Genomic DNA, 23,958 nt, shown 5'->3' with positions numbered 1-23,958 from the left:
GGCAGATGTATGAGAACCGGACGCGTGAGGTGGCTGCGGGCTAGCGGCCCGGCATCCACTCTGTGCGGTGCCGGACCAGCGCGTGGAAGATGGCGTGCGGCCGGCCCAATCCCGAGCAGTCACCCGACCCGCGAGTCGCCGGTACGTCCGGCCGGCTCCTCCAGTGGAGGAACCAGACTCGCGGGTCGTCTGCGTTCGCGGGCGGGGTCAGGCCGTGATGCCGGTGTGGCCCTCGATCTCGCGGGGGTCGCGGGAGCCGGGGCCGGTGTAGCGGGCGGAGGGGCGGACCAGGCGGCCGGTGCGCTTCTGCTCAAGGATGTGGGCGGACCAGCCCGCGGTGCGGGCGCAGGTGAACATCGCGGTGAACATGGGGGCCGGGACCTCGGCGAAGTCCAGCACGATCGCCGCCCAGAACTCGACGTTGGTGGCCAGGACCCGGTCGGGGCGGCGGGCGTGCAGCTCGGCCAGGGCGGCCTTCTCCAGGGCTTCGGCGACCTCGTAGCGCGGGGCGCCCAGTTCGCGGGCGGTGCGGCGCAGGACGCGGGCGCGGGGGTCCTCGGCGCGGTAGACGCGGTGGCCGAAGCCCATGAGGCGTTCGCCGGCGTCGAGGGTCTTCTTGACGTAGGCCTCGGCGTCCCCGGTGCGCTCGATCTCCTCGATCATGTGCAGGACGCGGGAGGGGGCGCCGCCGTGCAGCGGTCCCGACATGGCTCCCACCGCCCCGGAGAGGGCCGCCGCCACGTCGGCGCCGGTGGAGGCGATGACGCGGGCGGTGAAGGTGGAGGCGTTCATGCCGTGCTCGGCGGCGGAGGTCCAGTAGGCGTCGACCGCGGCGACGTGCTTGGGGTCGGGCTCCCCGCGCCAGCGGACCATGAAGCGTTCGACGACCGACCGGGCCTTGTCGATCTCGCGCTGCGGGACCATGGGCCGGCCCTGGCCGCGGGCGGACTGGGCGACGTAGGACAGGGCCATGACGGCGGCTCGGGCGAGGTCCGCGCGGGCCTGCCCCGCGTCGATGTCCAGGAGGGGTTTGAGGCCCCAGACCGGCGCCAGCATGGCCAGCGCCGACTGCACGTCGACGCGGATGTCACCGGAGTGCACGGGGATCGGGAACGGCTCGGCGGGCGGCAGGCCGGGGTTGAAGGCCCCGTCGACGAGCAGGCCCCACACGTTGCCGAAGGAGACGTGCCCGACCAGGTCCTCGATGTCGACGCCGCGGTAGCGAAGGGCGCCGCCCTCCTTGTCGGGTTCGGCGATCTCCGTCTCGAAGGCGACGACTCCCTCTAGCCCGGGTACGAAGTCGGACATCAGGCGGCTCCTCGTGATCGTGATCTTCGGCGACCTGGGCGAAGGCGGTGCGGCGCCTCCAGGGATCCACGGTCTCGTCCTCGACTCGCGGTCCCGGCGGTCACCTCTGGGATGCCCCGTACGGCCGTCGGTCGTACGGCCGGAGCGGGACCAAGCACCATATCCCCGAGTGCCCCGGTTGGGGAGGGGTCGCGGCACTCGGTGCCACGGCGTGACGAAGGACACCGCGGGTGCCGGGGGGCCGGGCGGGCCGCGGTGCGCATACGGCAGGATGGGCGCCGTGACCGACCGCGAAGCCGCCTCCGCCGTGCCGTTCGATCTCGCCTCGATGCGCAAGCAGTACCGCGCCGAGGGGCTGTCCGAGGCCGAGCTGGCCGCGACCCCCGTCGAGCAGTTCGCGCGCTGGTTCAAGCAGGCCGCGACGGAGGGCGGGCTGTTCGAGCCGAACGCCATGGTCGTCTCCACGGCCGACGCGCGGGGCCGGCCCGGCTCCCGCACGGTGCTGCTGAAGCACTTCGACGAGCAGGGGTTCGTCTTCTACACCAACTACGACTCCCGCAAGGCGCACGAGCTGGGCGAGAACCCGCATGTCTCGCTGCTGTTCCCCTGGCATCCGATGGCCCGGCAGGTCGTGGTCACGGGCGTGGCGCGGCGCACCGGCCGGGACGAGACCGCGGCGTACTTCCGGACCCGGCCGCACGGCTCCCAGCTGGGTGCCTGGGCCAGCGCGCAGTCCTCGGTGGTGGCCGGCCGGGACGCCCTGGACTCCGCGTACGCGGAGCTGGCGGCGCGCTACCCGGAGGACGAGCAGGTGCCGGTGCCGCCGCACTGGGGCGGGTTCCGGGTGGCGCCGCGGGCGGTGGAGTTCTGGCAGGGCCGCGAGAACCGGCTGCACGACCGGCTGCGGTACGTGTCCCGGGCGGACGGCGGCTGGCGGGTGGAGCGGCTCAGCCCGTGAGGAGGTCGGCGAGGCGCGCGCCGGGTGGCCATGGTTCGTAAAAAAGCGTGAACACTTTCGAGGAAAGTGTTCACGCTCCGCTCGGCTGAGCGGTGGGCGGGGCCAGGGTCACCCCACGTCGGCCTCCGGCCCCGGCAGCCGGCGCCTCCCCCGGCTCCCCCGGCCCACCTGGGTACGCACCGCCCCCATGCTCGCCGCGACGACCAGGGCGATGGCGGCGGACTGGGTGGCGGACATGGCCTGGTCCAGGACGAGGAACCCGGCCGTGGCGGCGATGGCGGGCTCCAGGCTCATCAGTACGGCGAAGGTGGGGGCGGGCAGGCGGCGCAGGGCGAGGAGTTCGAGGGTGTAGGGGAGGACGGAGGACAGGAGGGCGACCCCTGCCCCCAGTGCGAGGGTCACCGGGTCGACGAGCTTGGCGCCCGACTCCGCGATGCCCAGCGGCAGGAAGAGCAGCGCCCCGACGGCCATCGCGAGGGCCAGCCCGTCGGCCTGCGGGAAGCGGCGGCCGGTGCGCGCGCTGAAGACGATGTACGCCGCCCACATCGCGCCCGCCGCCAGCGCGAAGGCGGCACCGGCCGGGTCGAGGCCGTCGAAGCCCCCGCCGCTGAGCAGGACGACGCCGGCCAGGGCGAGCGCGGCCCAGAGCAGGTTGACCGCGCGGCGGGAGGCGAAGACGGACAGGGCGAGCGGGCCGAGCACCTCCAGGGTGACGGCGGGGCCGAGCGGGATGCGGTCGACGGCCTGGTAGAAGAGGCCGTTCATGCCGGCCATGGCGACGCCGAAGACGACGACCGTGCGCCAGTCGGCCCGGGAGTGGCCGCGCAGCCGGGGGCGGCAGACCAGGAGCAGGACGACGGCGGCCACCACGAGCCGCAGGGTCACCACGCCGAGCGCCCCCGCCCGGGGCATCAGGCTCACCGCCAGCGCGGCGCCGAACTGCACGGAGAGCCCGCCGGCGAGGACCAAACCGACCGGCCCCAGGGAGCCCCGCCCGCGCGGGGCGCCCGCCGGGGCCGGCGTGGAGCCCCCGTCCGCCACGGACGCGGCGGGCCGGGTGGGCGGGATGGCGGCACTGGGGGTGGTCACGGGGCCTTCCTGGGGGCTTGGCGCGGCTGACGGAACCCTGCCGGGCATCGCGCACCGCACTGCACCGGCCGGTCCAGGATAGTGACCTGCGGACAGGACCGTACAACGCCCATGTGCCTGACGATGAGTCCCTCGCCCCACCCGGGTCAAGCCCGTCCGTCATACGGACCGAACGGCAAGGAAGGAGGGGGAACAGCGGGAGGGGACGCGCGCGGCGGGTACCGTCCCCCTGGCGAACCCGTCACCCCATCGCGCTCCACCCCACACCCCGAGGTCCCGTGCGACGACTCCTTGTCCGCCTCTGGCGGCTGCTGCGCCCCTTTCAGAGCCGCGTCATGTGGCTGCTGCACACCAAGTACGTGGTCGGCGTGACCGGCGTCGTGCGCGACGACGAGGGACGGGTCCTGCTGCTGAAGCACCGGATGTGGCCGCCGGGCCGCCAGTGGGGTCTGCCGAGCGGCTTCGCGCGCAGGGGCGAGGACTTCCGCAAGACCGTGGTCCGCGAGGTCAAGGAGGAGACGGACCTCGATGTCGAGGTGGGCCGCCTGGTCATGCTCAACAGCGGCCTGCGCACCCGCCTGGAGGTGGCGTACGAGGCCCGGCTGCTCGGCGGCGAGCTGCGCCTGGACCCGTCGGAGATCCTGGAGGCCCGCTGGTGCCGCCCGGACGACCTCCCCGAGGAGGTCCAGCCGGTGTGCCGCCCGCTGGCCCGGGGCGAGACGGCGCTCTGAGGGGCGTGTCCGGGTACGGCCTCGGGGTGCGCGCCGGTTGTGCTGTCCGGGGAGCCGCGGTTCTGCTCGATTGAGCGGGTGGAGGACAGAGGGGGTGGTTTTGTCACTGGTTTTTCGGGGAGGGGTCGAGTCCTTCGGCGAGGATCTCTGCCAGGTGCCGCCCCCGCACCCCGGCCAGTTGCTCCAGCTGAGTGCGGCACGAGAAGCCGTCCGCCAGGACCACCGCTTCGTCCGGTGCCTCGCGCACCGCCGGGAGCAACTGGTCCTCCGCGCAGGCGGCGGAGACCTCGTAGTGGCCGTCCTCGAAGCCGAAGTTGCCCGCGAGACCGCAGCAGCCGCCGGCCAGCTCACCGGTCAGGCCCGCCGCCTCGCGCAGACGGCGGTCGGCCGTGTCGCCCAGGACCGCGTGCTGGTGGCAGTGGGTCTGGCCGGTGACCGGGCGGTCCAGGACGGGCGGCGTCCAGTCGGGGGCGTGGCGCTCCAGGGCCTCCGCGAAGGTGAGGACCCGGGCCGCGAGCCGCGCCGCCCGCGGGTCGTCGTGCAGCAGCTCGGGGAGGTCGGTGCGCAGCGCGGCGGCGCAGCTCGGCTCCAGGACGACGACCGGCGCGGCCGTCTCGAGCACCGGGGCCATCAGATCGAGCGTGCGCCGCAGCACCGCGCGGGCGCGGTCCAGTTGGCCCGTCGACACATACGTCAGCCCGCAGCAGACCCGGCCCCGGCGGGCGCTCGGGAGCGGCAGGAGAGAGGCCGCCGATCTCGACGTACCGTCGCCGACCGCGGCACGTCCCCGCAGCGTCGGCGGCAGCGCCACCCGCAGCCCCGCCGCCTCAAGGACCCGTACGGCCGCCCGGCCGACGGAGGGCGAGAGGTGCTCGGTGAAGGTGTCGGGCCACAGGACCACCAGGTCGCCCCTCGGCCCGGCGGCCGGACGCCGCCTGCGCCACCACCGGCTGAACGTCTCCCCCGCAAGACGCGGCACCTCCCGCTCCCCCGCGATCCCGCCCAGCCGTTTCGCCACGGCGGCCAACGGGCCCACGGACGCGAGCGCGTTGACCAGCGGCGCCACCCGCGCCCGTGCCGCCCAGCGCAGCCACACCGGCAGCCAGCCCATCGCGTAGTGGGCGGCCGGGCGGCGGCGCCCCGCGTAGTGGTGGTGCAGGAACTCCGCCTTGTACGTGGCCATGTCCACCTCGACCGGGCAGTCGGAGCGGCAGCCCTTGCAGGACAGGCAGAGGTCCAGGGCGTCCCGGACCTCCGTCGACCGCCAGCCGTCCGTCACCAGCTCCCCGGCGAGCATCTCGTGCAGCAGGCGGGCCCGCCCGCGCGTCGAGTGCTCCTCCTCGCCGGTCGCCCGGAACGACGGGCACATGACCGACGCCCCCGCCGCCGATGTCGTACGGCACTTGGCGACCCCCACGCAGCGGCGGACCGCCGCCGAGAAGTCGCCGCCGTCGGACGGGTAGCCGAACTCCACGGCCACCGGTTCCCGCGGCAGGACGGAGAAGCGGAGGTTCGCGTCGAGCGGGGCCGGGCGGACCAGCATGCCGGGGTTGAGGAGGTCGTCCGGGTCCCAGACGGCCTTCGCCCGCTCGAAGAGGGCCACCGTCTCCTCGCCGTACATCCTCGGCAGCAGCTCCGCCCGCGCCTGCCCGTCCCCGTGCTCCCCCGACAGCGAGCCCCCGTGCGCCACCACCACGTCCGCCAGCTCCTGCGAGAAGCGGCGGAACCGGGCGACGCCCGCCTCGCTCAGCAGGTCGAAGTCGATACGCACGTGGATGCAGCCGTCGCCGAAGTGCCCGTACGGCGTGCCGCGCAGTCCGTGGGCGGACAGCAGGCCCCGGAAGTCCCGCAGGTAGGCGCCCAGCCTGGCCGGCGGCACCGCGCAGTCCTCCCAGCCCGGCCACGCCTCCGAGCCGTCCGGCATCCGCGTCGCCGTACCGCTCGCGTCCTCCCTGATCCGCCACAGCGTCCGCTGCCCGGCCGGGTCGGTGACCACCAGCGCGTCCACGACGTCCGCCGCCCGCACCACCGCCCCGGCACGCGCGCGTGCCTCCGTCTCCGTGTCGCCGCCCGTCTCCACGAACAGCCAGGCCCCGCCCCTCGGCAGGCCCCGCGTGGAGGGCACCAGGTCCACCGCCATGCCCTCCACCGTCAGCGGTCCGAGCGGCAGCAGCCCGGCCGCCGCCTCCGCCGCGCCGGCCTCGTCGGCGTAGCCCAGCACCGCCAGCGCCCGCGCGCGGGGCGCCTCGACCAGGCGTACGACGGCCTCCGTCAGCACGCCCAGCGTGCCCTCCGAGCCGCAGAAGGAGCGGGCCACGTCCGCGCCCCGCTCCGGCAGCAGGGCGTCCAGCGCGTAGCCGGAGATGCGGCGGGGCAGGTCGGGGAAGCCGGTGCGCAGCCGCGCCAGGTCGCCGTCCACCAGCTCCCGCAGGCCCTCCGGCGCCCCGGCCCAGTCCGGCCCGAGCCGCAGCCGCCGCCCGCGCGCGGTGCGCACCGTCAGCTCGCGCACACTGTCCGCCGTCGTGCCCCAGGCCACCGAGTGGGAGCCGCACGAGTTGTTGCCGATCATCCCGCCGAGCGTGCACCGGCTGTGGGTGGAGGGGTCGGGACCGAAGCGCAGCCCGTGCGGGGCGGCGGACCGCTGGAGCCGGTCGAGGACCAGCCCCGGCTGGACGACGGCCGTGCGCGCCTCCGGGTCGAGCGAGACCAGCCGGTTCATGTGCCGGGTGAAGTCCAGCACCACACCCGTACCCGTCGCCTGCCCGGCGATCGACGTACCGCCGCCCCGCGGCACGACCGGCACCCCGTGCGTCCGGCACACCTCCAGTACGGCCGCCACGTCGTCGGCGTCCGCCGGTGCCACGACACCGAGCGGGACCCTCCGGTAGTTCGACGCGTCCATGGTGGTCAGCGCCCGGGACGTGATGTCGAACCCGACCTCGCCGCGGACGGCCCTGCGCAGTGCTGCCTCCAGATCGGTCATGCCTCCAGCATGAGCGCTCACGGCCCGGCACAGGTCCGCACGGCGGATATCCCGTCTCATCGGACGGACATGACTTCGTCCGGTTTCGCCGAGGGGATACGCTCCGGCTCGTGGCTGAGATCCAGATTCCTGCTGACATCAAGCCCGCGGACGGTCGATTCGGCGCGGGTCCCTCCAAGGTGCGGGTGGAGGCGCTGGACGCCCTGGCCGCCACCGGTACGTCCCTGCTCGGCACCTCCCACCGCCAGGCCCCCGTCAAGAACCTGGTCGGGAAGGTCCGCGAGGGCATCCGGGAGCTGTTCCGGCTCCCCGACGGCTACGAGGTGATCCTCGGCAACGGCGGCTCCACGGCGTTCTGGGACATCGCGACCCACGGTCTGATCGAGAACAAGTCGCAGCACCTGAGCTTCGGCGAGTTCAGCTCCAAGTTCGCCAAGGCGGCCAAGCTCGCCCCGTGGCTGGCCGAGCCGACCGTCGTCTCCGCCGACCCGGGCTCGCACCCCGAGGCACGTGCCGAGGCCGGCGTCGACGTGTACGGCCTCACGCACAACGAGACCTCGACCGGTGTCGCCATGCCCATCGAGCGCGTGGCCGGTGCCGACGAGGGCGCCCTCGTCCTGGTCGACGCGACCTCCGGCGCCGGTGGCCTTCCGGTCGACATCGCGGAGACCGACGTCTACTACTTCGCCCCGCAGAAGTCCTTCGCCTCCGACGGCGGCCTGTGGATCGGCCTCTTCTCCCCGGCCGCGATCGAGCGTGCCGAGCGCGTCCACGCCTCCGGCCGCCATGTCCCGGAGTTCTTCTCCCTGCCCACGGCGATCGACAACTCCCGCAAGAACCAGACGTACAACACCCCGGCGCTGGCCACGCTCTTCCTCCTGGGCGAGCAGTTGGACTGGATGAACGGCCAGGGCGGCCTGGACTTCACCACCGGCCGCACCAAGGACTCCTCGACCCGCCTGTACACCTGGGCGGACGAGTCCAAGTACGCCACCCCGTTCGTCTCCGACCCGGCCAAGCGCTCCCAGGTCATCGGCACCATCGACTTCGCCGACGACATCGACGCCGCCGCCGTCGCCAAGGTCCTGCGCGCCAACGGCATCGTCGACACCGAGCCCTATCGCAAGCTCGGCCGCAACCAACTCCGCGTCGCGATGTTCCCGGCGATCGCCCCGACGGACGTCGAGGCCCTCACGAAGTGCGTCGACTACGTGATCGAGAAGCTGTAGCCTCCGGCAACAACAGCCAAAGGGCGCCCGGCGATCGAATCACCGGGCGCCCTTCGCGCATCCGTACGCTCTACTCCTCGACGAACAGTTCCTCAGCGCGCGTCACGCCGAGGGAGCGGTCGAGCCAGGTCCCCAGCACGTCGAGATCGGTGCAGTCGGTGACCCGCTCCCGGACGGAGTCGGAGACCTCGATACCCCGCGCCTCAAGGATGTGCAGAATGGCCTCCGCCTTGCCTTCCGCCTTGCCTTCCGCCTTGCCCTCGCTCTGGCCCTTGGCGCGGCCTTCGAGCCAGGACTCCTCGACGATCGTGTTGCTGCCCGGAAAGTTCGGGGTGTAAGTGGCCATCAGATGCCTCCAGTACTCACGACCCGGGCCCTCGCCCAGACCGATTTCGACGATCTCCGCCCAGTCCACACGGTCCACGTCCCCGCGCTCGTCCATCTCGCGGTTGCCCCTGGACCCGGACTTCTCGGCGTCTTCCGCCACTCCTGACGCCAGCGCGTCCAGTATCGCAGTCAGCCCCGGATCCTTGGCGTAGGCGAGCGCGGAGAAGACGGCGACTCCAAGGTCCCGGGCCGCCTCGTCCGCGTCAGTGATCACGGGGAGAACTCCAGGGCCCAGCACCAGCGGGAAGACGACCATGCTCGTGTGGAACCCGCGCCCGACACGGATCGGTTCCGCCGCCCACGACGCGGTTGCCTTGTCCTTGCACACCACCAGAAGGAACGGCGGCACCCGGTACTTGGCATACATGTGGGCCAAGTAGTACGTCCAGCTGTTGTGCTTGTCCGGATCGGGCTTGCCCTGCGACTCGACGGCGAGCACGAAGCCGCCCTCCTCGCCGGCCACATGCACCCGGAACACGCTGTCCACTCGGCGCTCAAGTGGCCTGATCTCGGTGAGATCCGTGTCCAGGGGCTCGATTGCGGCCTACGCCAGAAGGCGCAGACGCCACCGGTACGACGACGAAGGGCGCCCTCCGTGTGTGCGAAGCCCTACACGAACTGACGCAGGAAGGCCTGCCAGCCCTCGCGGGAGACGGTGAGCAAGGGGCCATCCTGCCGCTTGCTGTCACGGACAGCCCGACCGCCGGGTGCTGTGTCGGCGACCTCGACGCAGTTGCCCTCTCCTGCGGAGTACGACGACTTCCGGAAGATGCTTACGACCTCGGTCACGATGCGTTCTCCTTGCTACTACTCAGCACGCTCCTAATGAGGCGCGCACTGGTCTCCGGTGCCAGCGCTGCCGATCGTAGTTGGTCGAACGCATTGGCGTAAGCGGCAAGATCCTCGGGAGCTTCCAAGACTGAGGTACCTCGCAGGTTCTCCATGGTTACGGCTTCGACGGTGGGCTCCGACTCGAAGCTGAAGGAAGAAAATGCGTAGGTCGAACCGGCCACCGCCCCGGCGCTGAATGGCAGCACCTGAATGGTGATGTTCTTCCGCCTGCCGACCTCAAGAATCTTGGACAGCTGTTCCTCGTGAATCCCGGTGCTCACAATCGGCTGCGTGATGATTGCCTCCCAGAGGATGGCCGTGTATGTGGCGCCACCTTCCTCGATCTTGGCCTGCCGAGCCTCGCGCACACTCACTAGCTGAGCGATCCGTTCAGGAGCGATGTAGTGAGGCGTTGCCGCGACGACCTCTTTTGCGTAGGCAGGCGTTTGCAGCAGCCCCGGCACCAATACGGGCTGCCACTCACGGATGTACGTCGCGTCATCCTCCAGAGCGATTTGATCCACGTAGTCCGGCCGCAGATGCGCCGCATGCTCAAGCCACCAGCCACGGCGTTTCGACTTGCGCGCCAGTTCCTCAAGCTTGGCCCGGACGTTGGGATCGTGTACCGCATACGCATCCAGTAGGGCGCGAATCTCCAGCGGACGCGCGGACACATGCCCGGTCTCTATACGACTGACCCTGGTCTGATGCGCCGCGATCACCTCGGCCGCCTGCAACTGGTCCATTTTCGCGGCCAGTCGGTATGTCCGCAGCGCGGTGCCAAGTCGCCTGCTGCGCACGGTCGGTCGTCCCCCAACGGGCATCCCAGCCACCTCTCTCCATCGCAACCAGACTCTAGAGCAAGCCGAAGCCGAACATACATCCAACAGCATGTATGCACCTCGATAGGTTGCGAATACGCCACAGGCAGCAATAGCCTCATGAACCAACGCAGCTTGCCGCTTCGCAACTTGTCACTCCGTCAGGAGGTCGGCACACCCATGCCCGCAACCGAGACCTTCCGCATCCCCAAGCACCGTCGTCACGTCCCCGGCGCACGACAACGCGCCCGCAAAACGCTCGCGGACTGGGGCGTCGCCGACGACCTGGCCGACCCCGTGGTGCTGCTGGTGAGCGAGCTGGTCACCAACGCCGTGCTGCACTGCCAGGTCTCGCACGCCCAGGTCAGGGTGACCCTCACCATGAATGGCACCGAGCTGACGCTTGAGGTGTCCGACCCTGACCGGGACCGGCAACCCCGTCCGCACACACCGGCGTTGGACGAGGAGGGCGGACGCGGCCTGGCCCTCGTATCGGCGCTGTCGGACGACTGGGGCTGCCGGCAGGACCCGTACACGAAGTGCGTCTGGGCGCGCCTCACGCTCGCGGGGAGGCGCGATGCGGCTCCGGCGGCTCCGTGAGGCCCTCACCCGGCGGCGCGGCGACAGAGCGGCGGCGGCCCTCCTCCGCGAGGTACGCGAACCGGACCCGTACGTGTGGCCGCTCCCCAGCCCGTACGACGCCCGCTGGCGCCGCTGGCACAAGCGCTGCCGCGCGGCGGGCCGTTACCTTCCGTGGCCGACCGACGAGCCCTGCTGGACGCAGCCGGATCCCCCACCGCCCCCGCCCCGGCCGGCCGAGGACGACGTGGTGCGGCCGTACGTCCTCAGACCTTGACACTCCGGCGCACCCGCGCGATCACCTGCTGCGCCTCGGCACCGTAGACGGCGGCCTCGGCGAAGGTCTCCCACACCCGCCGGTAGAGGGCAATCGTTTCGGCGTCGTCGAGCCAGAGTTCGGCATGCCAGTCCTCCGCGACGACCAGCCGGTCGTCCAGAATCCAGAACGGATTGCCCGGCGGCAGACGCAGCGCGGCATCCAGGGGCACGATGCCCATGTTGACGGTACTCATGCCCACCACCCCGTGCAGTCGGTCGAGTTGGGCGGTCAGTACGTCCGCAGGGCACACGCGCGAGTGCAGCGCACCCTCGCACATGATCAGGTCCAACCGCTTACCCGGCCGGTACAGCCACTCCTGCCGTTTCATACGAACCCTGACCGCTTCCTCCGCGTCCCGCGGGGACCTCTGGAGTTCGGCATGGCGCTCGAACACGTGCCGGGCATAGTCGGCCGTCTGGAGCAGACCGCAGATGGTGCCGTGCTCCCACACACGCAGGGTTCGCGAGCCGGAGACGAGGGTGTTCCACCTCTCCTGAACCGGGCGATGCCCCGCCGCCAACTGGCGCCGCCAAGAGCGGATGTGGCTCTCGAAACCCCTGAGCCTGCCGCGAAGTTCGTCGTAGACAGCGGCCTGGCCGGTCGCCTCGGCCCACGCCAGCAGGTCACCGTCCGTGGGGGTCTGGCGGCCGTTCTCCAGCTTGCTGACCTTCGACTGCTGCCAGCCAAGACGCTGAGACAACTGCGTGCCGGTGAGACGGCCCAGAGGGCTTTCGACCCGGAGTTCGCGGAGCCTGCGCCCCAGTTCCTCGCGCGCCCTTTGATAATCCGTGCTCACCGGTACCCGCTCTTGCCCTTACGTGTCGCCGCCCATTTCCACCGCGAACCGCTCCCGCGACACGGCGTGATGCCAAGCAGCATCGCGCACCCTGGAGCAACGCACCACCTCTGCCGGTTCGGTGATCAGATCCACATGCGTGAGCTGATCGTCGTCATCGAACCGCAGGAGCGCGACGAGGCGGCTGTCGAACAGCCAGAAGTCCTCGGCGGGGAGCCGGAGTCGGTCCGCGTCGGCTCGCCACATGTTGCGAATGTCCTCGCCGTTGCCGATGTTCCACTTGGCGGAGTCGAAAAGGTAGCGCTGTCCGGTGGTGGCGGGCCGGTCCACAAGGCGTACCCGCTCGATCCGCTTTCCCTGGGCGACCTGGGCGCGCACCATGTCGCCCCACCTCTTCACCCCCTCACTCTCAACCCAGGTCTCGCCCACCGAACCGGTCTCGACGAACTGCGCCCAGCGGTCGCCTGCCTCGTCGCTCGCGTACCGCTGCCGCGTCTCCAGCCGCCACGCAGTGTGCTCGAACTTGTCGAACAGCCCGGAGAACTCCTTGAGCCCGATGGTCTTCACCTCGCGCGTCCGCTCCTTCGGCGACCAGTCCACCAGCAGGTCTCGGGGCACGACCACCGCCACCTCGCCCTCCGAGCGGTCCTGGAGCCGTGCGAGGTCCCCGGGGTCGGTCAGCGGCGGACCGTGCACGATCACCTCACCACTGTCCAGATCCTCATGCACCGACGGGCATCCGCCCCCCAGACTTCCGTTCCCGTTGAAACGCAGCCTGCGCGTCATGTGCGACAACTCCCTTGGCTCTCGACGATGTTGCGCACCCAGGATGCGGGTGACTCTGTGTGCATGTCCATGCATGCAGAGTCACCGGGTGAGAATAATCGAGAATATTCTTCCTCCCGCTCCCCTCCCCCTCCCTACGGTCTCCCCGAAGCCACACCAAGCAGAAGGGGACGACATGCCGTACCGAGACGACCTGTACCGACTCGACCTCTCCAACGCCTCGTTCACGAAGGCCTGCGGAGGCCCCTGCAGCGAGGGATGCGTCACTCTCGCCCGCATCGGCCCGAACGCCTGGGCCCTCGGAGACAGCAAGCGGCCGGACGCCGAGCCGCTGCGGTTCACCTCGGAGGAGCTGAGCGTGGCCGGGATCGACCCCACCCGGTTCGGACTGCCCCTCTGAACCACCGCCTCTCGCCCCCCCCTTCCCGGCCGCCCGGTCGGGAAGGGGCACACCGAAGGACCCCCGGTGCATCACCACGGCTACCTCTGGGTCGGCCCCAAGCCCCGCTTCGATCAGGAGGCCCTGCGGCGCCCCCCGCATCCCGAGCCGCCGCCCGCCGGAAGCCGGCCTGAACTGATCCAGCGCTATCGCGAGGTCGCCGCCGAGTTCCCCTCCTGCGACCTGCCCCCGCTGGAAACACGCGACTGGCTGCGCAAACCCCGCGCACAGGTACGCGGCACCTGGCCGGACCCGGCGGACGCGGCGGCCTGGCTCCGCGACCGACTCGCCGAGTACGCACCCCGCTTCACGTCCGACGCCCAGCGTGACGCCCACCGCCTGACCGCCCTCGTCGCCTCGGCGGAGGCCCGGCTGAGGTGGGGCGGGGACGTGTCGCTGGGCTACTACCTCGAACGCCCCGCGTACCTCTCCCTCGCCCTGGTGAACTGCTCCCCCGGCGACGAGCCCCGCACCCTGCCCTGCCCCGAGGACACCCCCACGTCCGCGCAGCGCTCAGCTGCGTCGGAACAGCCGTCGTAGCCCGAAGAACACCGCGGCGCACGCGACGAGCAGGCCGACCGTCCCGACCTTGAGCCTGTCCCCACCGGGGCCCGCGGACCCCTCGGAGTCCTTCCCCGGGCCCGAGGACGGGCCGCCGTCCGCCCCGGGTGCGTCCTGGGCCTTGACGGGGCTGTTGACGCCCTCCATGCCGAGCAGCAGTTTCTTGCCGTCGATGGTGTAGGTGGCGGACTCGCCCTGCCCGAGGGGCACGCTGATCCGCCCCCGGCGCTTGATCTCGCCGTCGTTCCAGTCGTACCAGATGCCCCCGAGGTAGCCGCGCACGGTGAGTTGCCCGCCGTCCGGGGAGAACGCCACGTCGGTGGCCCACAGGTCGACGGGGACGGTGGGCCGGAAGACGTTGGTGCCGGACGGGGAGAGTTTCGCCGGGCCCTCGTACAGGTGCCCGCCCTCCTCGTTCTTGTCGATGATGTAGACCCGCCCGGTCTTCGGGTGGACGACCATCGACTCCGCGTCCCGGGGGCCGTCGGAGTACTTCACGACGTACTGCGTCGCCCGCACCGTCTGGTCCTTCAGCTCCGTCGGCTCGGGCAGCTCGTAGATCCACACGTACGGCCAGGTGCCGCCGAGGTTGTCCCCGATGTCCCCGACGAAGATCCTGTTGCCGGGCCCGATGGAGATCGCCTCGACATCGCGCGGTGCGCCGACGCCGGACATGGCGACCCGGGCCACGGTCTCGCCGGTGGCGCCGTCCACGGCGTAGAGGTAGGGGCCGGTGTCCTGGTCGTTGTGCGTCCAGTAGACGCCGGGATGCAGACGGGAGGCGGCGAGGCCGCTGGACTCGGTGATGCGCGGGTCCTTGATCGTGAACCCGCCGCTCCCGGCGGGCCCCTCGTCCCCGTCGGCCGCCGAGGCGGGCACGGCGAACGCGCCCACAAGAAGGGCCGAGGCGAGGAGGGCGAAGGGTCGGCGCATGCGCCAAGCCTGCCATCCCGCACGGTTGTTCACGCACGAGGTCACCCCGGGTGGCCGGGCTCACATCGCGCCGACCAGGCCGATCGTCCATGATGAGCGGATGCTCAGGTTCATGTTCGTCGGTGACTCCATGACGATAGGGAGCGCCGGCGAACACACGTGGCGCTACCGGCTGTGGCAGCATCTGTGCGCCGAGTACGGCCGCCCCTTCACCCTCGTCGGCCCGCGCGAGACACTGCACGACCGCACGACGGACGCCGCCACCTCGTACGCCTACGCCGATCCCGGCTTCCCCCGCGCCCACCTGGCCGGCTGGGGCGAGGGCTGGCACCACATGGCCCCGGTGATCGGCGAGACGGTACGCGCCCACCGGGCGGACGCGCTCCTGGTCTCGCTCGGCCTGATCGACCTCGGCTTCTACACGAACGCGGAGCAGACCGCCGACAACGTCCGGGCCTTCGTCGCCGGGGCGCGCTCGGCCAACCCGCGCATGCGCATGGCCGTGATGCCGGTGCTCCCGAACATCCGCGTGGAGGCCGACGCGTCCTTCGCCGAGCAGGTCGCCCACTTCAACGAACTCCTCGCCAAGACCACCGCCGACCTCGACGAACCGGCCTCCGCGCTGCTGCTCGTCCCGCCGCCGCAGTCGTACGACTTCCACACCGACACCTACGACGGCACCCACCCCAACGAGAGCGGCGAACACCGCATCGCGGAGGCCTTCGCGGAGGCGATGCACGAGGAGTGGGGCCTGGGCGGGCCGTACCGCGCCGCCCCGTAGGCCGGATCGGCCGGTCCTGCGGACACTCCGCTTGCCTGGAGCGCACTCCAAGCCGTTGGCTGGGAGCATGAAGTACACGCAGCTCGGACGCACGGGACTCAAGGTCAGCCGGCTCGTCCTCGGGACCATGAACTTCGGTCCGCAGACCGACGAGGCCGACAGTCACGCGATCATGGACGCGGCGCTGGACGCCGGTATCAACTTCTTCGACACCGCCAATGTGTACGGCTGGGGCGAGAACAAGGGCCGTACCGAGGAGATCATCGGCAACTGGTTCGCCAAGGGCGGCGACCGGCGCGACAAGGTCGTCCTCGCCACCAAGGTGTACGGCAGCATGGGCGCCGACGGCGAGGCGTGGCCCAACCACGACAAGCTGTCCGCCGTGAACATCCGGCGCGCGGTCGACGCCAGCCTGAAGCGGCTCCAAACGGACCACATCGACCTGTACCAGTTCCACCACATCGACCGCGCCACCGGATTCGACGAGATCTGGCAGGCGATCGACGTACTGGTCCAGCAGGGCAAGGTGCTCTACGCCGGATCCAGCAACTTCCCCGGGTACAAGATCGCCCAGGCCAACGAGACCGCCGCCCGGCGCGGCGGCACCATCGGCCTGGTCAGCGAGCAGTGCCTGTACAACCTGGCCGAGCGCCGGGCCGAGATGGAGATCATCCCGGCCGCGCAGGAGTACGGCCTCGGGGTCATCCCCTGGTCGCCGCTGCAGGGCGGGCTGCTCGGCGGGATCCTCAAGAAGGAGGCCACGAAGGGGCGGCGCGCCTCCGGGCGGGCGGCCGAGACCCTCGCGGACCCCGCGGGCCGGGCCCGGTTCCAGGCCTACGAGGACCTGCTCGACAAGCACGGTCTCGAACCCGGCGAGGCCGCGCTGGCGTGGCTGCTGACCCGGCCCGGCGTGACCGGCCCGATCGTGGGCCCGCGTACCGCCGAGCAGTTGGCGTCGGCGCTGCGGGCGGTGGAGCTGGAGCTGTCGCAGGAGCTGCTGTCCGGACTCGACGAGATCTTCCCGGGCCCCGGGCCCTCTCCGGAGGCGTTCGCCTGGTAGCCGGCGGGGCGGGGCGGCGGCGTCCGGGGGCTGTTACCCGAGCGCCGCCGCCAGTGCCACCACGACGAGCATCAGCACGAGCACACCGGCCATGATCCGGTTACGGGTCTTCGGGTCCACGTCCCCGAGCCTAGCCGGACGCGCCGAGCCGGTGGTGGGCGACCGCCTCGTAACGGGGCCGCTCCCCCGGCACCCCGGACCTCGGCAGGCGGCTGCGCACCAGGGCCAGGTCCGTCACCGTCCAGGCGCGGCTCGTGAAGCCGTCCAGCGCCTCGACACAGCGCCGCACGTCGTGGGCCTCCCGGCCGCGGGCCGGCGTCAGGTGGGCCCGGTGCTGCCGGTGCTCCCCCATCGGGACGCCCGCCCCGCGCGCCCCCGCCTCCGCGCGGCCGGCCAGTATGCGCAGGGCGGGCAGGTCGCCCCGCACGCCCACCCACAGCACCCGCCCGTGCCCGAAGTGGCCGCCGCCGCGCAGGGCCGGCGGGAAGGGCGCGGTGCGCCGGGCGGCCCGCTCCAGGCGGGCCGACAGGGCGGGTACGAGGCCGTCGTCGACCTCGCCGTAGAAGGCGAGTGTGAGATGCCGGCCCGCGCGGCCGGTCCAGCGCAGCCCGTCCGCGCCGGGCAGCCCGCGCAGCGCGGCCACCTCGGCGGCGAGCGCGGCGGCGATGTCCTCGGGCGGCAGCACGGCGGCGAACAGTCTCATGCCGTCACCCTCCCAGGGCTCCCCCTCCCCGGACCGGGCGGCTAGGCCGCCGACGCCAGTTCCTCGTGGCGCTCGCGCGGCACGAAGCGCACCTGCGGGTGGCCGCGGCGCCAGCAGACCGACAGGCGCAGGTTGCCCACCCGGGCCAGCACCAGGCCGATCACGAGCGCGGCGCCGGCCGCGACGGCGCCGCCCGCGGCGAGGCCGACCCGGGCGCCGTAGGTGTCCGTGACCCAGCCGACGATGGGCGCGCCGACCGGGGAGCCGCCGAGGAAGACCATCATGTACAGGGCCATGACGCGGCCCCGCATGGCCGGGTCGGTGGACATCTGGATGGTGGTGTTGGCGGTGACGTTGACCGTCATGCTGAAGACGCCGATCGGGACCATGAGCAGCGCGAAGAGCCACAGCGCGGGGGCCGTCGCGGACACGATCTCCAGGGTGCCGAAGGCCAGCGCGGCCGCGATCAGGACGCGCAGCCGGGCCGTGCCGCGCCGGGCGGCGAGCAGGGCGCCGGCCAGCGAGCCGACGGCCATGAGGGTGTTGAAGAGGCTGTAGGCGCCGGCGCCCGCGTCGAAGATGTCGTCGGCGAAGGCGGACAGGAAGACCGGGAAGTTGAAGCCGAAGGTGCCGATGAAGCCGACCAGGGTGATGGTCCAGATCAGCTCGGGGCGTCCGGCGACATAGCGCAGGCCCTCGCGCAGCTGGCCCTTGCCGCGCGGGGTGCGCTGGACGACGTGCAGTTCGCGGGCGCGCATGAGCAGCAGGCAGCTGAGCGGCGCGACGAAGGACAGGCCGTTGGCGAGGAACGCCCAGCCGGTGCCCACGCCGGTGATCATCAGGCCGGCGACGGCGGGGCCGACCAGGCGGGCGGACTGGAAGTTGGCCGAGTTGAGGCTGACCGCGTTCTGCAGCTGGTCCCGGCCGACCAGTTCGGAGACGAAGGACTGGCGGGCGGGGTTGTCCATGACGGTGGCCAGGCCCATCGTGAAGGCGGCGACGTAGACGTGCCAGACCTGGACGTGGCCGGTCAGGGTGAGGACGGCGAGCGCGAGCGCGGTGACGGCCATCGACGACTGGGTGGCGAGCAGCGTGGGCCGCTTGCGCAGCCGGTCGACGAGGACACCGCCGTAGAGACCGAGGAAGAGCATCGGCAGGAACTGCAGGGCGGTGGTGATGCCGACGGCGGCCGAGGAGCCGGTGAGGCTGAGCACCAGCCAGTCCTGGGCGATGCGCTGCATCCAGGTGCCGATGTTGGAGACGACCTGCCCCATGAAGAACAGGCGGTAGTTCCTCACCCGAAGGGAGGCGAACATCGACGTCCTGCGCGGGGCGCCGGGGTTGGTCGGATCGTCCTGGCCGTCCGGTGCGGGGGCGGAAGCTGCTCCGGATCCCGTACTCAAAAGGTTCGCCTCCTCGTGAATGCTGCTTACCGGTGTGCGAGCTTCTCCAGCACGGGGGCGGCGGCGCGCAGTTTCGCCCACTCGTCCTCGTCGAGTCCCTCGATCAGCGTGGCCAGGAACGCGTTCCGCCTGCGGCGGCTCTCCTCAAGCATGACCACGGCCTGCTCGGTCTGCGTCACGACCTTCTGGCGCCGGTCCTCGGGATGGGGGTCCAGCCGCACCAGTCCCTTGGCCTCCAGGAGGGCCACGATGCGGGTCATGGAGGGCGGCTGGACGTGTTCCTTGCGGGCCAGCTCGCCCGGGGTCGCGCTGCCGCAGACCGACAGGGTGCCAAGCACCGACATCTCGGTGGGGCTGAGCGACTCGTCGACCCGCTGGTGCTTGAGCCGACGGGACAGCCGCATCACGGCGGAGCGCAGGGAGTTCACGGCGGCGGCGTCGTCGCCATGCTTGAGGTCCGGCATGTTCCTTAGCGTAACTCATTAGGCTCGCGAAATACCACCGCTTGCCCGCCCGCACACCCGTGACACGGGCCACTGAAACCCAGAGTTCACCCGTACGAGTGAGCTGATTCCGGAAATGCGAGCAACACCCGGCCGACGGGGGCGACTCTCGTGCGTATGGGGACCAGCGTGCTCAGCCTGCGGATGGACGGGGAGCTGCTCGACCGGCTCCGGGACCATGCGGCGAAAAGAGGAATGAGCGTCCAGGACTATGTCGTCCGGACGCTCATTCGCGATGACTTCGACGAGCGGTTCAAGACCGCCGTCGAGGAGACGGAGCGCTTCTACGGGGTCACGTGAGCGTGCCGCCGCACCGCCGCGGGGATCAGGTCAGGCCCAGGGCCGGCATCAGGTAGTAGAAGGCGAACACCGCCGACACCACGTACATCGCCACCGGGACCTCCCGGCCCCGCCCGGCCGCCAGGCGCAGCAGCGCGAAGGTGAGGAAGCCCATGCCGATGCCGTTGGTGATCGAGTAGGTGAACGGCATCATCAGCATCGTCACGAAGGCCGGCATGGCGATCGTGAAGTCGGACCAGTCGATCTCCGTGATCGAGCCGGCCAGGATCAGGAAGCCGACCGCGATCAGCGCCGGGGTGGCCGCCTGGGACGGGACCATCGTGGCGACCGGCGTGAGGAAGAGCGCCACGGCGAACAGCGCGCCGGTGACGATGTTGGCGAAGCCGGTGCGGGCGCCCTCGCCGACGCCGGCCGTGGACTCCACGAAGCAGGTCGTGGCCGAGGAGGAGCTGGCACCGCCCGCGGCGACCGCGATGCCGTCGACGAACAGGACTTTGTTGATGCCGGGCATCTGGCCCTCGCCGTCGGTCAGCTTCGCCTCGTCGCCGACGCCCATGATCGTGCCCATCGCGTCGAAGAAGCACGACAGCAGCACGGAGAAGACGAACAGCACGCCGGTCAGGACGCCGACCTTCCCGAACCCGCCGAACAGGCTGACCTCGCCGATCAGGCCGAAGTCGGGGGTGGCGACCGGGTTGCCGGGCCATTCGGGAGTGGTCAGGCCCCACGAGGCGATGTCGGTGACGGCGTTGAGGACCACCGCGACGACGGTCATCACGACGATCGAGATCAGGATGGCGCCGGGCGTCCTGCGGACGATCAGCGCGAGGGTCAGCAGCACGCCGAGCACGAAGACCAGCACCGGCCAGCCCACCAGGTGACCGCCGGTGCCCAACTGGAGCGGGACGGTGGTCTGCGCGGCGTCCGGCATCCGGGTGACGAACCCGGAGTCGACGAGCCCGATCAGCATGATGAACAGGCCGATACCGATGGCGATCGCCTTGCGCAGGCCGTAGGGCACGGCGTTCATCACGCGCTCGCGCAGACCGGTGGCGACCAGCAGCATGACGACGAGGCCGGCGAGCACCACCATGCCCATCGCGTCCGGCCAGGACATCCGCGGGGCGAGCTGGAGGGCGACGACGGAGTTCACGCCGAGCCCGGCGGCCAGCGCGATGGGGACGTTGCCGACGACGCCCATCAGGAGCGTGGTGAACGCCGCCGTCAGGGCGGTCGCGGTGACCAGCTGGCCGTTGTCGAGCTGGTGGCCGTACATGTCCTTCGCGCTGCCCAGGATGATCGGGTTCAGCACGATGATGTAGGCCATCGCGAAGAAGGTGGCGAAGCCGCCGCGGATCTCGCGGGGCAGGGTGCTGCCGCGCTCGGAGATCTTGAAGTAGCGGTCGAGACCGTTCTTCGGGGGGTGCCGGTCTTCGGACGGGTCGGGGGACGGGGGGACCTTGGCAGACGCCGAGGTGGGCATGCTGAACCTCGTCACCAACAGGTTCCCCCACGGCCTGATTGGCGTTTCCTACGAATGAAAGCGGTCAGAGACAAACGGATTCAGTATGAACGTATGAGCCATGGATGGCCATCTCCGCGCGTAGATGCGGGCGGGGCCGCGCCGACCGCGCGGCCTCGTCCTCCTCGTCCTCCTCGTAAGCTGTACGCATGAAGAAGTGGACACCCACACACGAGGCACCGGAGCCCTTGGAGGGCCCCGTGGTCCCGACCATCGTCGGCGGCACCATCCTCTGGTTCGTCCTCTTCCTGGCGCAACTGCCCTTCTACGGCTGGTACGACGACCGCGGGCACGCCTGGTGGGTGTGGACCTGCCTGGCCGGCGCGGGGCTCGGCCTGATCGGCATCTGGTACGTCCGCAGGCGCGAGGCCGCGATCAGGCGCGACGCCGCCGCGGGGCGGACGGGCGCGGACTCGCCCTCCGCGTAGTACCAGGGCAGCACGGCGCGCGGGGCCGTCTCGTCCCCAGGTCGGATCTTCGCCGTATTCGGCGAGTGAAGGCGGAAAACCGCACGTACCGTCGAGGGCATGACGCATCTCGACGCGGGCGGTCGGCTCGATCCGGCGGACCCCGTTTCCGCCTCTTCCCCGGCGACCGGTCTCACCGCGGCCGAGGTCGCCGAACGGACCGCCCGCGGCCAGGTCAACGACGTGCCGGTGCGCAGCAGCCGCTCGCTGACCGGCATCGTCCGCGCCAACGTGTTCACCCGGTTCAACGCGATCATCGGCGTCCTGTGGGTGATCATGCTGTTCGTCGCGCCCATCCAGGACGGCCTGTTCGGCTTCGTGATCCTCGCCAACACCGGCATCGGCATCGTGCAGGAGTGGCGGGCGAAGAAGACGCTCGACTCGCTGGCCCTGATCGGTGAGGTCCGGCCCACGGTGCGCAGGGACGGGAAGGCCGCCGAGGTCGCCACCTCGCGGATCGTGCTGGACGACATCATCGAGATCGGGCCCGGGGACAAGGCCGTCGTCGACGGGGAGTGCGTCGAGGCGGACGGGCTGGAGATCGACGAGTCGCTGCTGACCGGCGAGGCCGACCCGGTCGTCAAGCAGCCGGGGGACCCGGTCATGTCCGGCAGCTTCGTGGTCGCGGGCGGCGGCGCCTTCCGCGCCACCAAGGTGGGGCGCGAGGCCTACGCCGTCCAGCTCGCCGAGGAGGCCTCCCGCTTCACGCTGGTCCAGTCCGAGCTGCGCTCCGGCATCTCCACGATCCTGAAATACATCACGTGGATGATGGTGCCGACCGCGATCGGCCTGGTGCTCAGCCAGTTGCTCGCCAAGGAGAGCAACCTGGACGACTCGATCGCGCGGACGGTCGGCGGCATCGTGCCGATGGTCCCGGAGGGCCTGGTCCTGCTCACCTCCGTCGCCTTCGCGATCGGCGTGGTCCGGCTCGGCCGCAAGCAGTGCCTCGTGCAGGAACTGCCCGCGATCGAGGGCCTGGCCCGCGTCGACACCGTCTGCCTGGACAAGACCGGCACCCTCACCGAGGGCGGCATGGACGTCACCGAACTGCGCGTGCTCGACGGCGCCGACGAGGTCTACGTCCGCACGGTGCTCGGCGCCCTCGGCGCGGCCGACCCGCGCCCGAACGCCTCCCTGAAGGCCGTCATCGAGGCCTGCCCGGCGGACGCCGGCTGGCAGCACACAGACACGCTGCCCTTCTCCTCCGCCCGCAAGTACAGCGGCGCCACCTTCACCGAGGGCGACGGCACGTCCCGCACCTGGCTGCTCGGCGCGCCGGACGTGCTGCTGGCCGAGGACCACCCGGCGCTCGCCGAGACCGGGCGGCTCAACGAACAGGGCCTGCGGGTGCTGCTGCTCGCGCGCGCCGCCCACGCCCTGGACGCCCCCGCGGTGGGCGAGGGCGCCACGCCCGCCGCCCTGGTCGTCCTGGAGCAGCGGCTGCGGCCGGACGCGGCCGACACCCTGCGCTACTTCGCCGACCAGGACGTCCGCGTCAAGGTCATCTCCGGGGACAACGCGGTGTCGGTGGGCGCGGTGGCCGCCGGGCTCGGGCTGTCCGGCACCGTCGTCGACGCGCGCCGGCTGCCCGCCGGGCGGGAGGAGATGGCGGAGGTCCTCGACCGGGGCACGGTGTTCGGGCGGGTCAGCCCGCAGCAGAAGCGGGACATGGTGGGCGCCCTCCAGTCGCGCGGCCACACCGTCGCGATGACCGGCGACGGCGTGAACGACGTCCTGGCGCTCAAGGACGCCGACATCGGCGTGGCGATGGGCTCGGGCTCGGAGGCCACCCGGGCGGTCGCGCAGATCGTGCTGCTCAACAACAGCTTCGCCACGCTGCCGTCGGTGGTGGCCGAGGGCCGGCGGGTCATCGGCAACATCACCCGGGTCGCGACCCTGTTCCTGGTGAAGACCGTGTACTCGGTGCTGCTGGCGATCCTGGTGGTCTGCTCGCAGGTCGAGTACCCCTTCCTGCCCCGCCACCTCACCCTGCTCTCCACGCTCACCATCGGCATCCCCGCCTTCTTCCTGGCCCTCGCCCCGAACCGGGAACGGGCCCGGCCGCACTTCGTACGGCGGGTGATGCGGTACTCGATCCCGGGCGGGGTGGTGGCGGGGGCGGCGACCTTCGCCACGTATCTCCTCGCCCGGCACCACTACTCCGGCCCGGGGGCGCTGGAGGCGGAGACCAGCGCGGCGACGCTGACGCTGTTCCTGGTCTCGATGTGGGTGCTGGCGATCATCGCCCGGCCCTACACCTGGTGGCGGGTGGTGCTGGTGGTGTCGATGGGCGCGGCGTTCCTGCTGGTGCTCGTGGTGCCCTGGCTCCAGGACTTCTTCGCGCTGCGGCTGGTGGGCGTGACGATGCCGTGGACGGCCGTCGCCGTCGCGGTGCTCGCGGCGGCCGTCCTGGAACTGGTGTGGAAGTGGACCGACCGCCGCTTTCCCGCCTAGGCGGCCGGGGCCGGT

25 protein-coding genes are annotated in these 23,958 nt (G+C 71.4%); 12 read left to right on the top strand and 13 right to left on the bottom strand.

Translation table 11 applies throughout. The annotated features are described in order from the left end of the window. Nucleotides 1–207 precede the first annotated feature (207 nt). On the bottom strand, nt 208–1,308 hold the full coding sequence (locus AC4IHM_RS18940) for a citrate synthase 2 (RefSeq protein WP_490868198.1): 1,101 nt from the start codon (nt 1,306–1,308) through the stop codon (nt 208–210). A 271-nt stretch (nt 1,309–1,579) separates the two neighbouring features. On the opposite strand from AC4IHM_RS18940, the gene pdxH reads away from it, so the two are divergent. Next, nucleotides 1,580–2,266 carry a pyridoxamine 5'-phosphate oxidase gene (gene pdxH, locus AC4IHM_RS18935; protein ID WP_490868197.1) on the top strand — a complete coding sequence of 229 codons (687 nt, stop codon included), beginning with the start codon at nt 1,580–1,582 and terminating at the stop codon, nt 2,264–2,266. A gap of 108 nt (nt 2,267–2,374) precedes the next feature. Here pdxH and AC4IHM_RS18930 read toward each other — a convergent pair whose 3' ends face one another. After that, the gene (locus tag AC4IHM_RS18930; RefSeq protein ID WP_490868196.1) at nt 2,375–3,355 is read right to left on the bottom strand and encodes an EamA family transporter; all 981 of its coding nucleotides are present in this window, start codon (nt 3,353–3,355) and stop codon (nt 2,375–2,377) included. Nucleotides 3,356–3,633: 278 nt separating this feature from the next. Here AC4IHM_RS18930 and AC4IHM_RS18925 point away from each other — a divergent pair, with 278 nt between their 5' ends. Next, on the top strand, nt 3,634–4,086 hold the full coding sequence (locus tag AC4IHM_RS18925) for an NUDIX hydrolase (protein WP_490868195.1): 453 nt from the start codon (nt 3,634–3,636) through the stop codon (nt 4,084–4,086). Nucleotides 4,087–4,189: 103 nt separating this feature from the next. Here AC4IHM_RS18925 and AC4IHM_RS18920 read toward each other — a convergent pair whose 3' ends face one another. After that, nucleotides 4,190–7,069, bottom strand: a complete 2,880-nt coding sequence (locus tag AC4IHM_RS18920; RefSeq protein ID WP_490868194.1) for an FAD-binding and (Fe-S)-binding domain-containing protein — start codon at nt 7,067–7,069, stop codon at nt 4,190–4,192. A 110-nt stretch (nt 7,070–7,179) separates the two neighbouring features. On the opposite strand from AC4IHM_RS18920, the gene serC reads away from it, so the two are divergent. Further along, on the top strand, nt 7,180–8,298 hold the full coding sequence (serC, locus tag AC4IHM_RS18915; RefSeq protein WP_490868193.1) for a phosphoserine transaminase: 1,119 nt from the start codon (nt 7,180–7,182) through the stop codon (nt 8,296–8,298). A 70-nt stretch (nt 8,299–8,368) separates the two neighbouring features. On the opposite strand, the gene AC4IHM_RS18910 is transcribed toward serC, so the two are convergent. From AC4IHM_RS18910 to AC4IHM_RS18900, 3 genes are all read right to left on the bottom strand, one after another. Beyond that, on the bottom strand, nt 8,369–9,172 hold the full coding sequence (locus tag AC4IHM_RS18910; protein ID WP_490868192.1) for an RpnC/YadD family protein: 804 nt from the start codon (nt 9,170–9,172) through the stop codon (nt 8,369–8,371). Between the two features lie 122 nt (nt 9,173–9,294). Then, entirely contained in the window at nt 9,295–9,474 is a 180-nt protein-coding gene (locus tag AC4IHM_RS18905; RefSeq protein WP_490868191.1) for a DUF397 domain-containing protein, read from the bottom strand. Further along, nucleotides 9,471–10,340 (bottom strand): helix-turn-helix domain-containing protein, encoded by an 870-nt coding sequence (locus AC4IHM_RS18900; protein WP_490870867.1) that lies wholly within the window; start codon nt 10,338–10,340, stop codon nt 9,471–9,473. The genes AC4IHM_RS18905 and AC4IHM_RS18900 overlap by 4 nt, the downstream gene beginning before the upstream one ends. Before the next feature lie 177 nt (nt 10,341–10,517). On the opposite strand from AC4IHM_RS18900, the gene AC4IHM_RS18895 reads away from it, so the two are divergent. Continuing rightward, a complete protein-coding gene (locus tag AC4IHM_RS18895; RefSeq protein WP_490868190.1) occupies nt 10,518–10,937 on the top strand; it encodes an ATP-binding protein in 420 nt (139 codons plus the stop codon). Further along, nucleotides 10,915–11,193, top strand: coding sequence for a hypothetical protein (locus tag AC4IHM_RS18890; RefSeq protein WP_490868189.1), 279 nt, complete (start codon nt 10,915–10,917; stop codon nt 11,191–11,193). Before AC4IHM_RS18895 ends, AC4IHM_RS18890 begins: the two co-directional genes overlap by 23 nt. On the opposite strand, the gene AC4IHM_RS18885 is transcribed toward AC4IHM_RS18890, so the two are convergent. Together AC4IHM_RS18885 and AC4IHM_RS18880 are read right to left on the bottom strand one after the other, a co-directional pair. Beyond that, nucleotides 11,183–12,031 (bottom strand): helix-turn-helix domain-containing protein, encoded by an 849-nt coding sequence (locus AC4IHM_RS18885; RefSeq protein ID WP_490868188.1) that lies wholly within the window; start codon nt 12,029–12,031, stop codon nt 11,183–11,185. The genes AC4IHM_RS18890 and AC4IHM_RS18885 overlap by 11 nt on opposite strands. Before the next feature lie 18 nt (nt 12,032–12,049). After that, nucleotides 12,050–12,817, bottom strand: a complete 768-nt coding sequence (locus AC4IHM_RS18880) for a DUF6879 family protein (RefSeq protein WP_490868187.1) — start codon at nt 12,815–12,817, stop codon at nt 12,050–12,052. Between the two features lie 175 nt (nt 12,818–12,992). Here AC4IHM_RS18880 and AC4IHM_RS18875 point away from each other — a divergent pair, with 175 nt between their 5' ends. Further along, complete coding sequence (locus AC4IHM_RS18875; protein WP_490868186.1) at nt 12,993–13,217, top strand: DUF397 domain-containing protein; 225 nt, start codon at nt 12,993–12,995, stop codon at nt 13,215–13,217. Between the two features lie 66 nt (nt 13,218–13,283). Beyond that, a complete protein-coding gene (locus AC4IHM_RS18870; RefSeq protein WP_490868185.1) occupies nt 13,284–13,796 on the top strand; it encodes a hypothetical protein in 513 nt (170 codons plus the stop codon). Here AC4IHM_RS18870 and AC4IHM_RS18865 read toward each other — a convergent pair. Beyond that, nucleotides 13,770–14,750, bottom strand: coding sequence for a lactonase family protein (locus tag AC4IHM_RS18865; RefSeq protein ID WP_490868184.1), 981 nt, complete (start codon nt 14,748–14,750; stop codon nt 13,770–13,772). The genes AC4IHM_RS18870 and AC4IHM_RS18865 overlap by 27 nt on opposite strands. Nucleotides 14,751–14,850: 100 nt before the next feature. Here AC4IHM_RS18865 and AC4IHM_RS18860 point away from each other — a divergent pair, with 100 nt between their 5' ends. Further along, a complete protein-coding gene (locus tag AC4IHM_RS18860; RefSeq protein ID WP_490868183.1) occupies nt 14,851–15,531 on the top strand; it encodes a GDSL-type esterase/lipase family protein in 681 nt (226 codons plus the stop codon). Between the two features lie 67 nt (nt 15,532–15,598). After that, nucleotides 15,599–16,591 (top strand): aldo/keto reductase, encoded by a 993-nt coding sequence (locus AC4IHM_RS18855; RefSeq protein WP_490868182.1) that lies wholly within the window; start codon nt 15,599–15,601, stop codon nt 16,589–16,591. Nucleotides 16,592–16,721: 130 nt separating this feature from the next. Here AC4IHM_RS18855 and thpR read toward each other — a convergent pair whose 3' ends face one another. From thpR to AC4IHM_RS18840, 3 genes are read right to left on the bottom strand one after another with little or no spacing between them, the layout of a single operon-like run. After that, nucleotides 16,722–17,294, bottom strand: coding sequence for an RNA 2',3'-cyclic phosphodiesterase (gene thpR / locus AC4IHM_RS18850; RefSeq protein WP_490868181.1), 573 nt, complete (start codon nt 17,292–17,294; stop codon nt 16,722–16,724). Nucleotides 17,295–17,335: 41 nt separating this feature from the next. Further along, on the bottom strand, nt 17,336–18,697 hold the full coding sequence (locus AC4IHM_RS18845) for an MFS transporter (protein WP_490868180.1): 1,362 nt from the start codon (nt 18,695–18,697) through the stop codon (nt 17,336–17,338). 26 nt (nt 18,698–18,723) lie between these two features. Next, the gene (locus AC4IHM_RS18840; protein WP_490868179.1) at nt 18,724–19,161 is read right to left on the bottom strand and encodes a MarR family winged helix-turn-helix transcriptional regulator; all 438 of its coding nucleotides are present in this window, start codon (nt 19,159–19,161) and stop codon (nt 18,724–18,726) included. Nucleotides 19,162–19,311: 150 nt separating this feature from the next. Here AC4IHM_RS18840 and AC4IHM_RS18835 point away from each other — a divergent pair, with 150 nt between their 5' ends. Then, nucleotides 19,312–19,500: a ribbon-helix-helix protein, CopG family gene (locus AC4IHM_RS18835; protein ID WP_490868178.1), complete on the top strand. Its 189-nt coding sequence runs from the start codon at nt 19,312–19,314 to the stop codon at nt 19,498–19,500. A gap of 25 nt (nt 19,501–19,525) precedes the next feature. Here AC4IHM_RS18835 and AC4IHM_RS18830 read toward each other — a convergent pair whose 3' ends face one another. Beyond that, nucleotides 19,526–20,983 carry an NCS2 family permease gene (locus AC4IHM_RS18830; protein ID WP_490868177.1) on the bottom strand — a complete coding sequence of 486 codons (1,458 nt, stop codon included), beginning with the start codon at nt 20,981–20,983 and terminating at the stop codon, nt 19,526–19,528. Nucleotides 20,984–21,171: 188 nt separating this feature from the next. Between AC4IHM_RS18830 and AC4IHM_RS18825 the strand changes: the two genes are divergently transcribed. After that, complete coding sequence (locus tag AC4IHM_RS18825) at nt 21,172–21,450, top strand: DUF2530 domain-containing protein (protein WP_490868176.1); 279 nt, start codon at nt 21,172–21,174, stop codon at nt 21,448–21,450. 99 nt (nt 21,451–21,549) lie between these two features. Further along, a complete protein-coding gene (locus AC4IHM_RS18820; protein ID WP_490868175.1) occupies nt 21,550–23,943 on the top strand; it encodes an HAD-IC family P-type ATPase in 2,394 nt (797 codons plus the stop codon). Nucleotides 23,944–23,958 lie beyond the last annotated feature (15 nt).

This window comes from Streptomyces sp. SL06 (assembly GCF_058244745.1).
The sequence above is the reverse complement of the archived record's forward strand: the minus strand, read 5'-3'. Positions and strand labels throughout refer to the sequence as shown.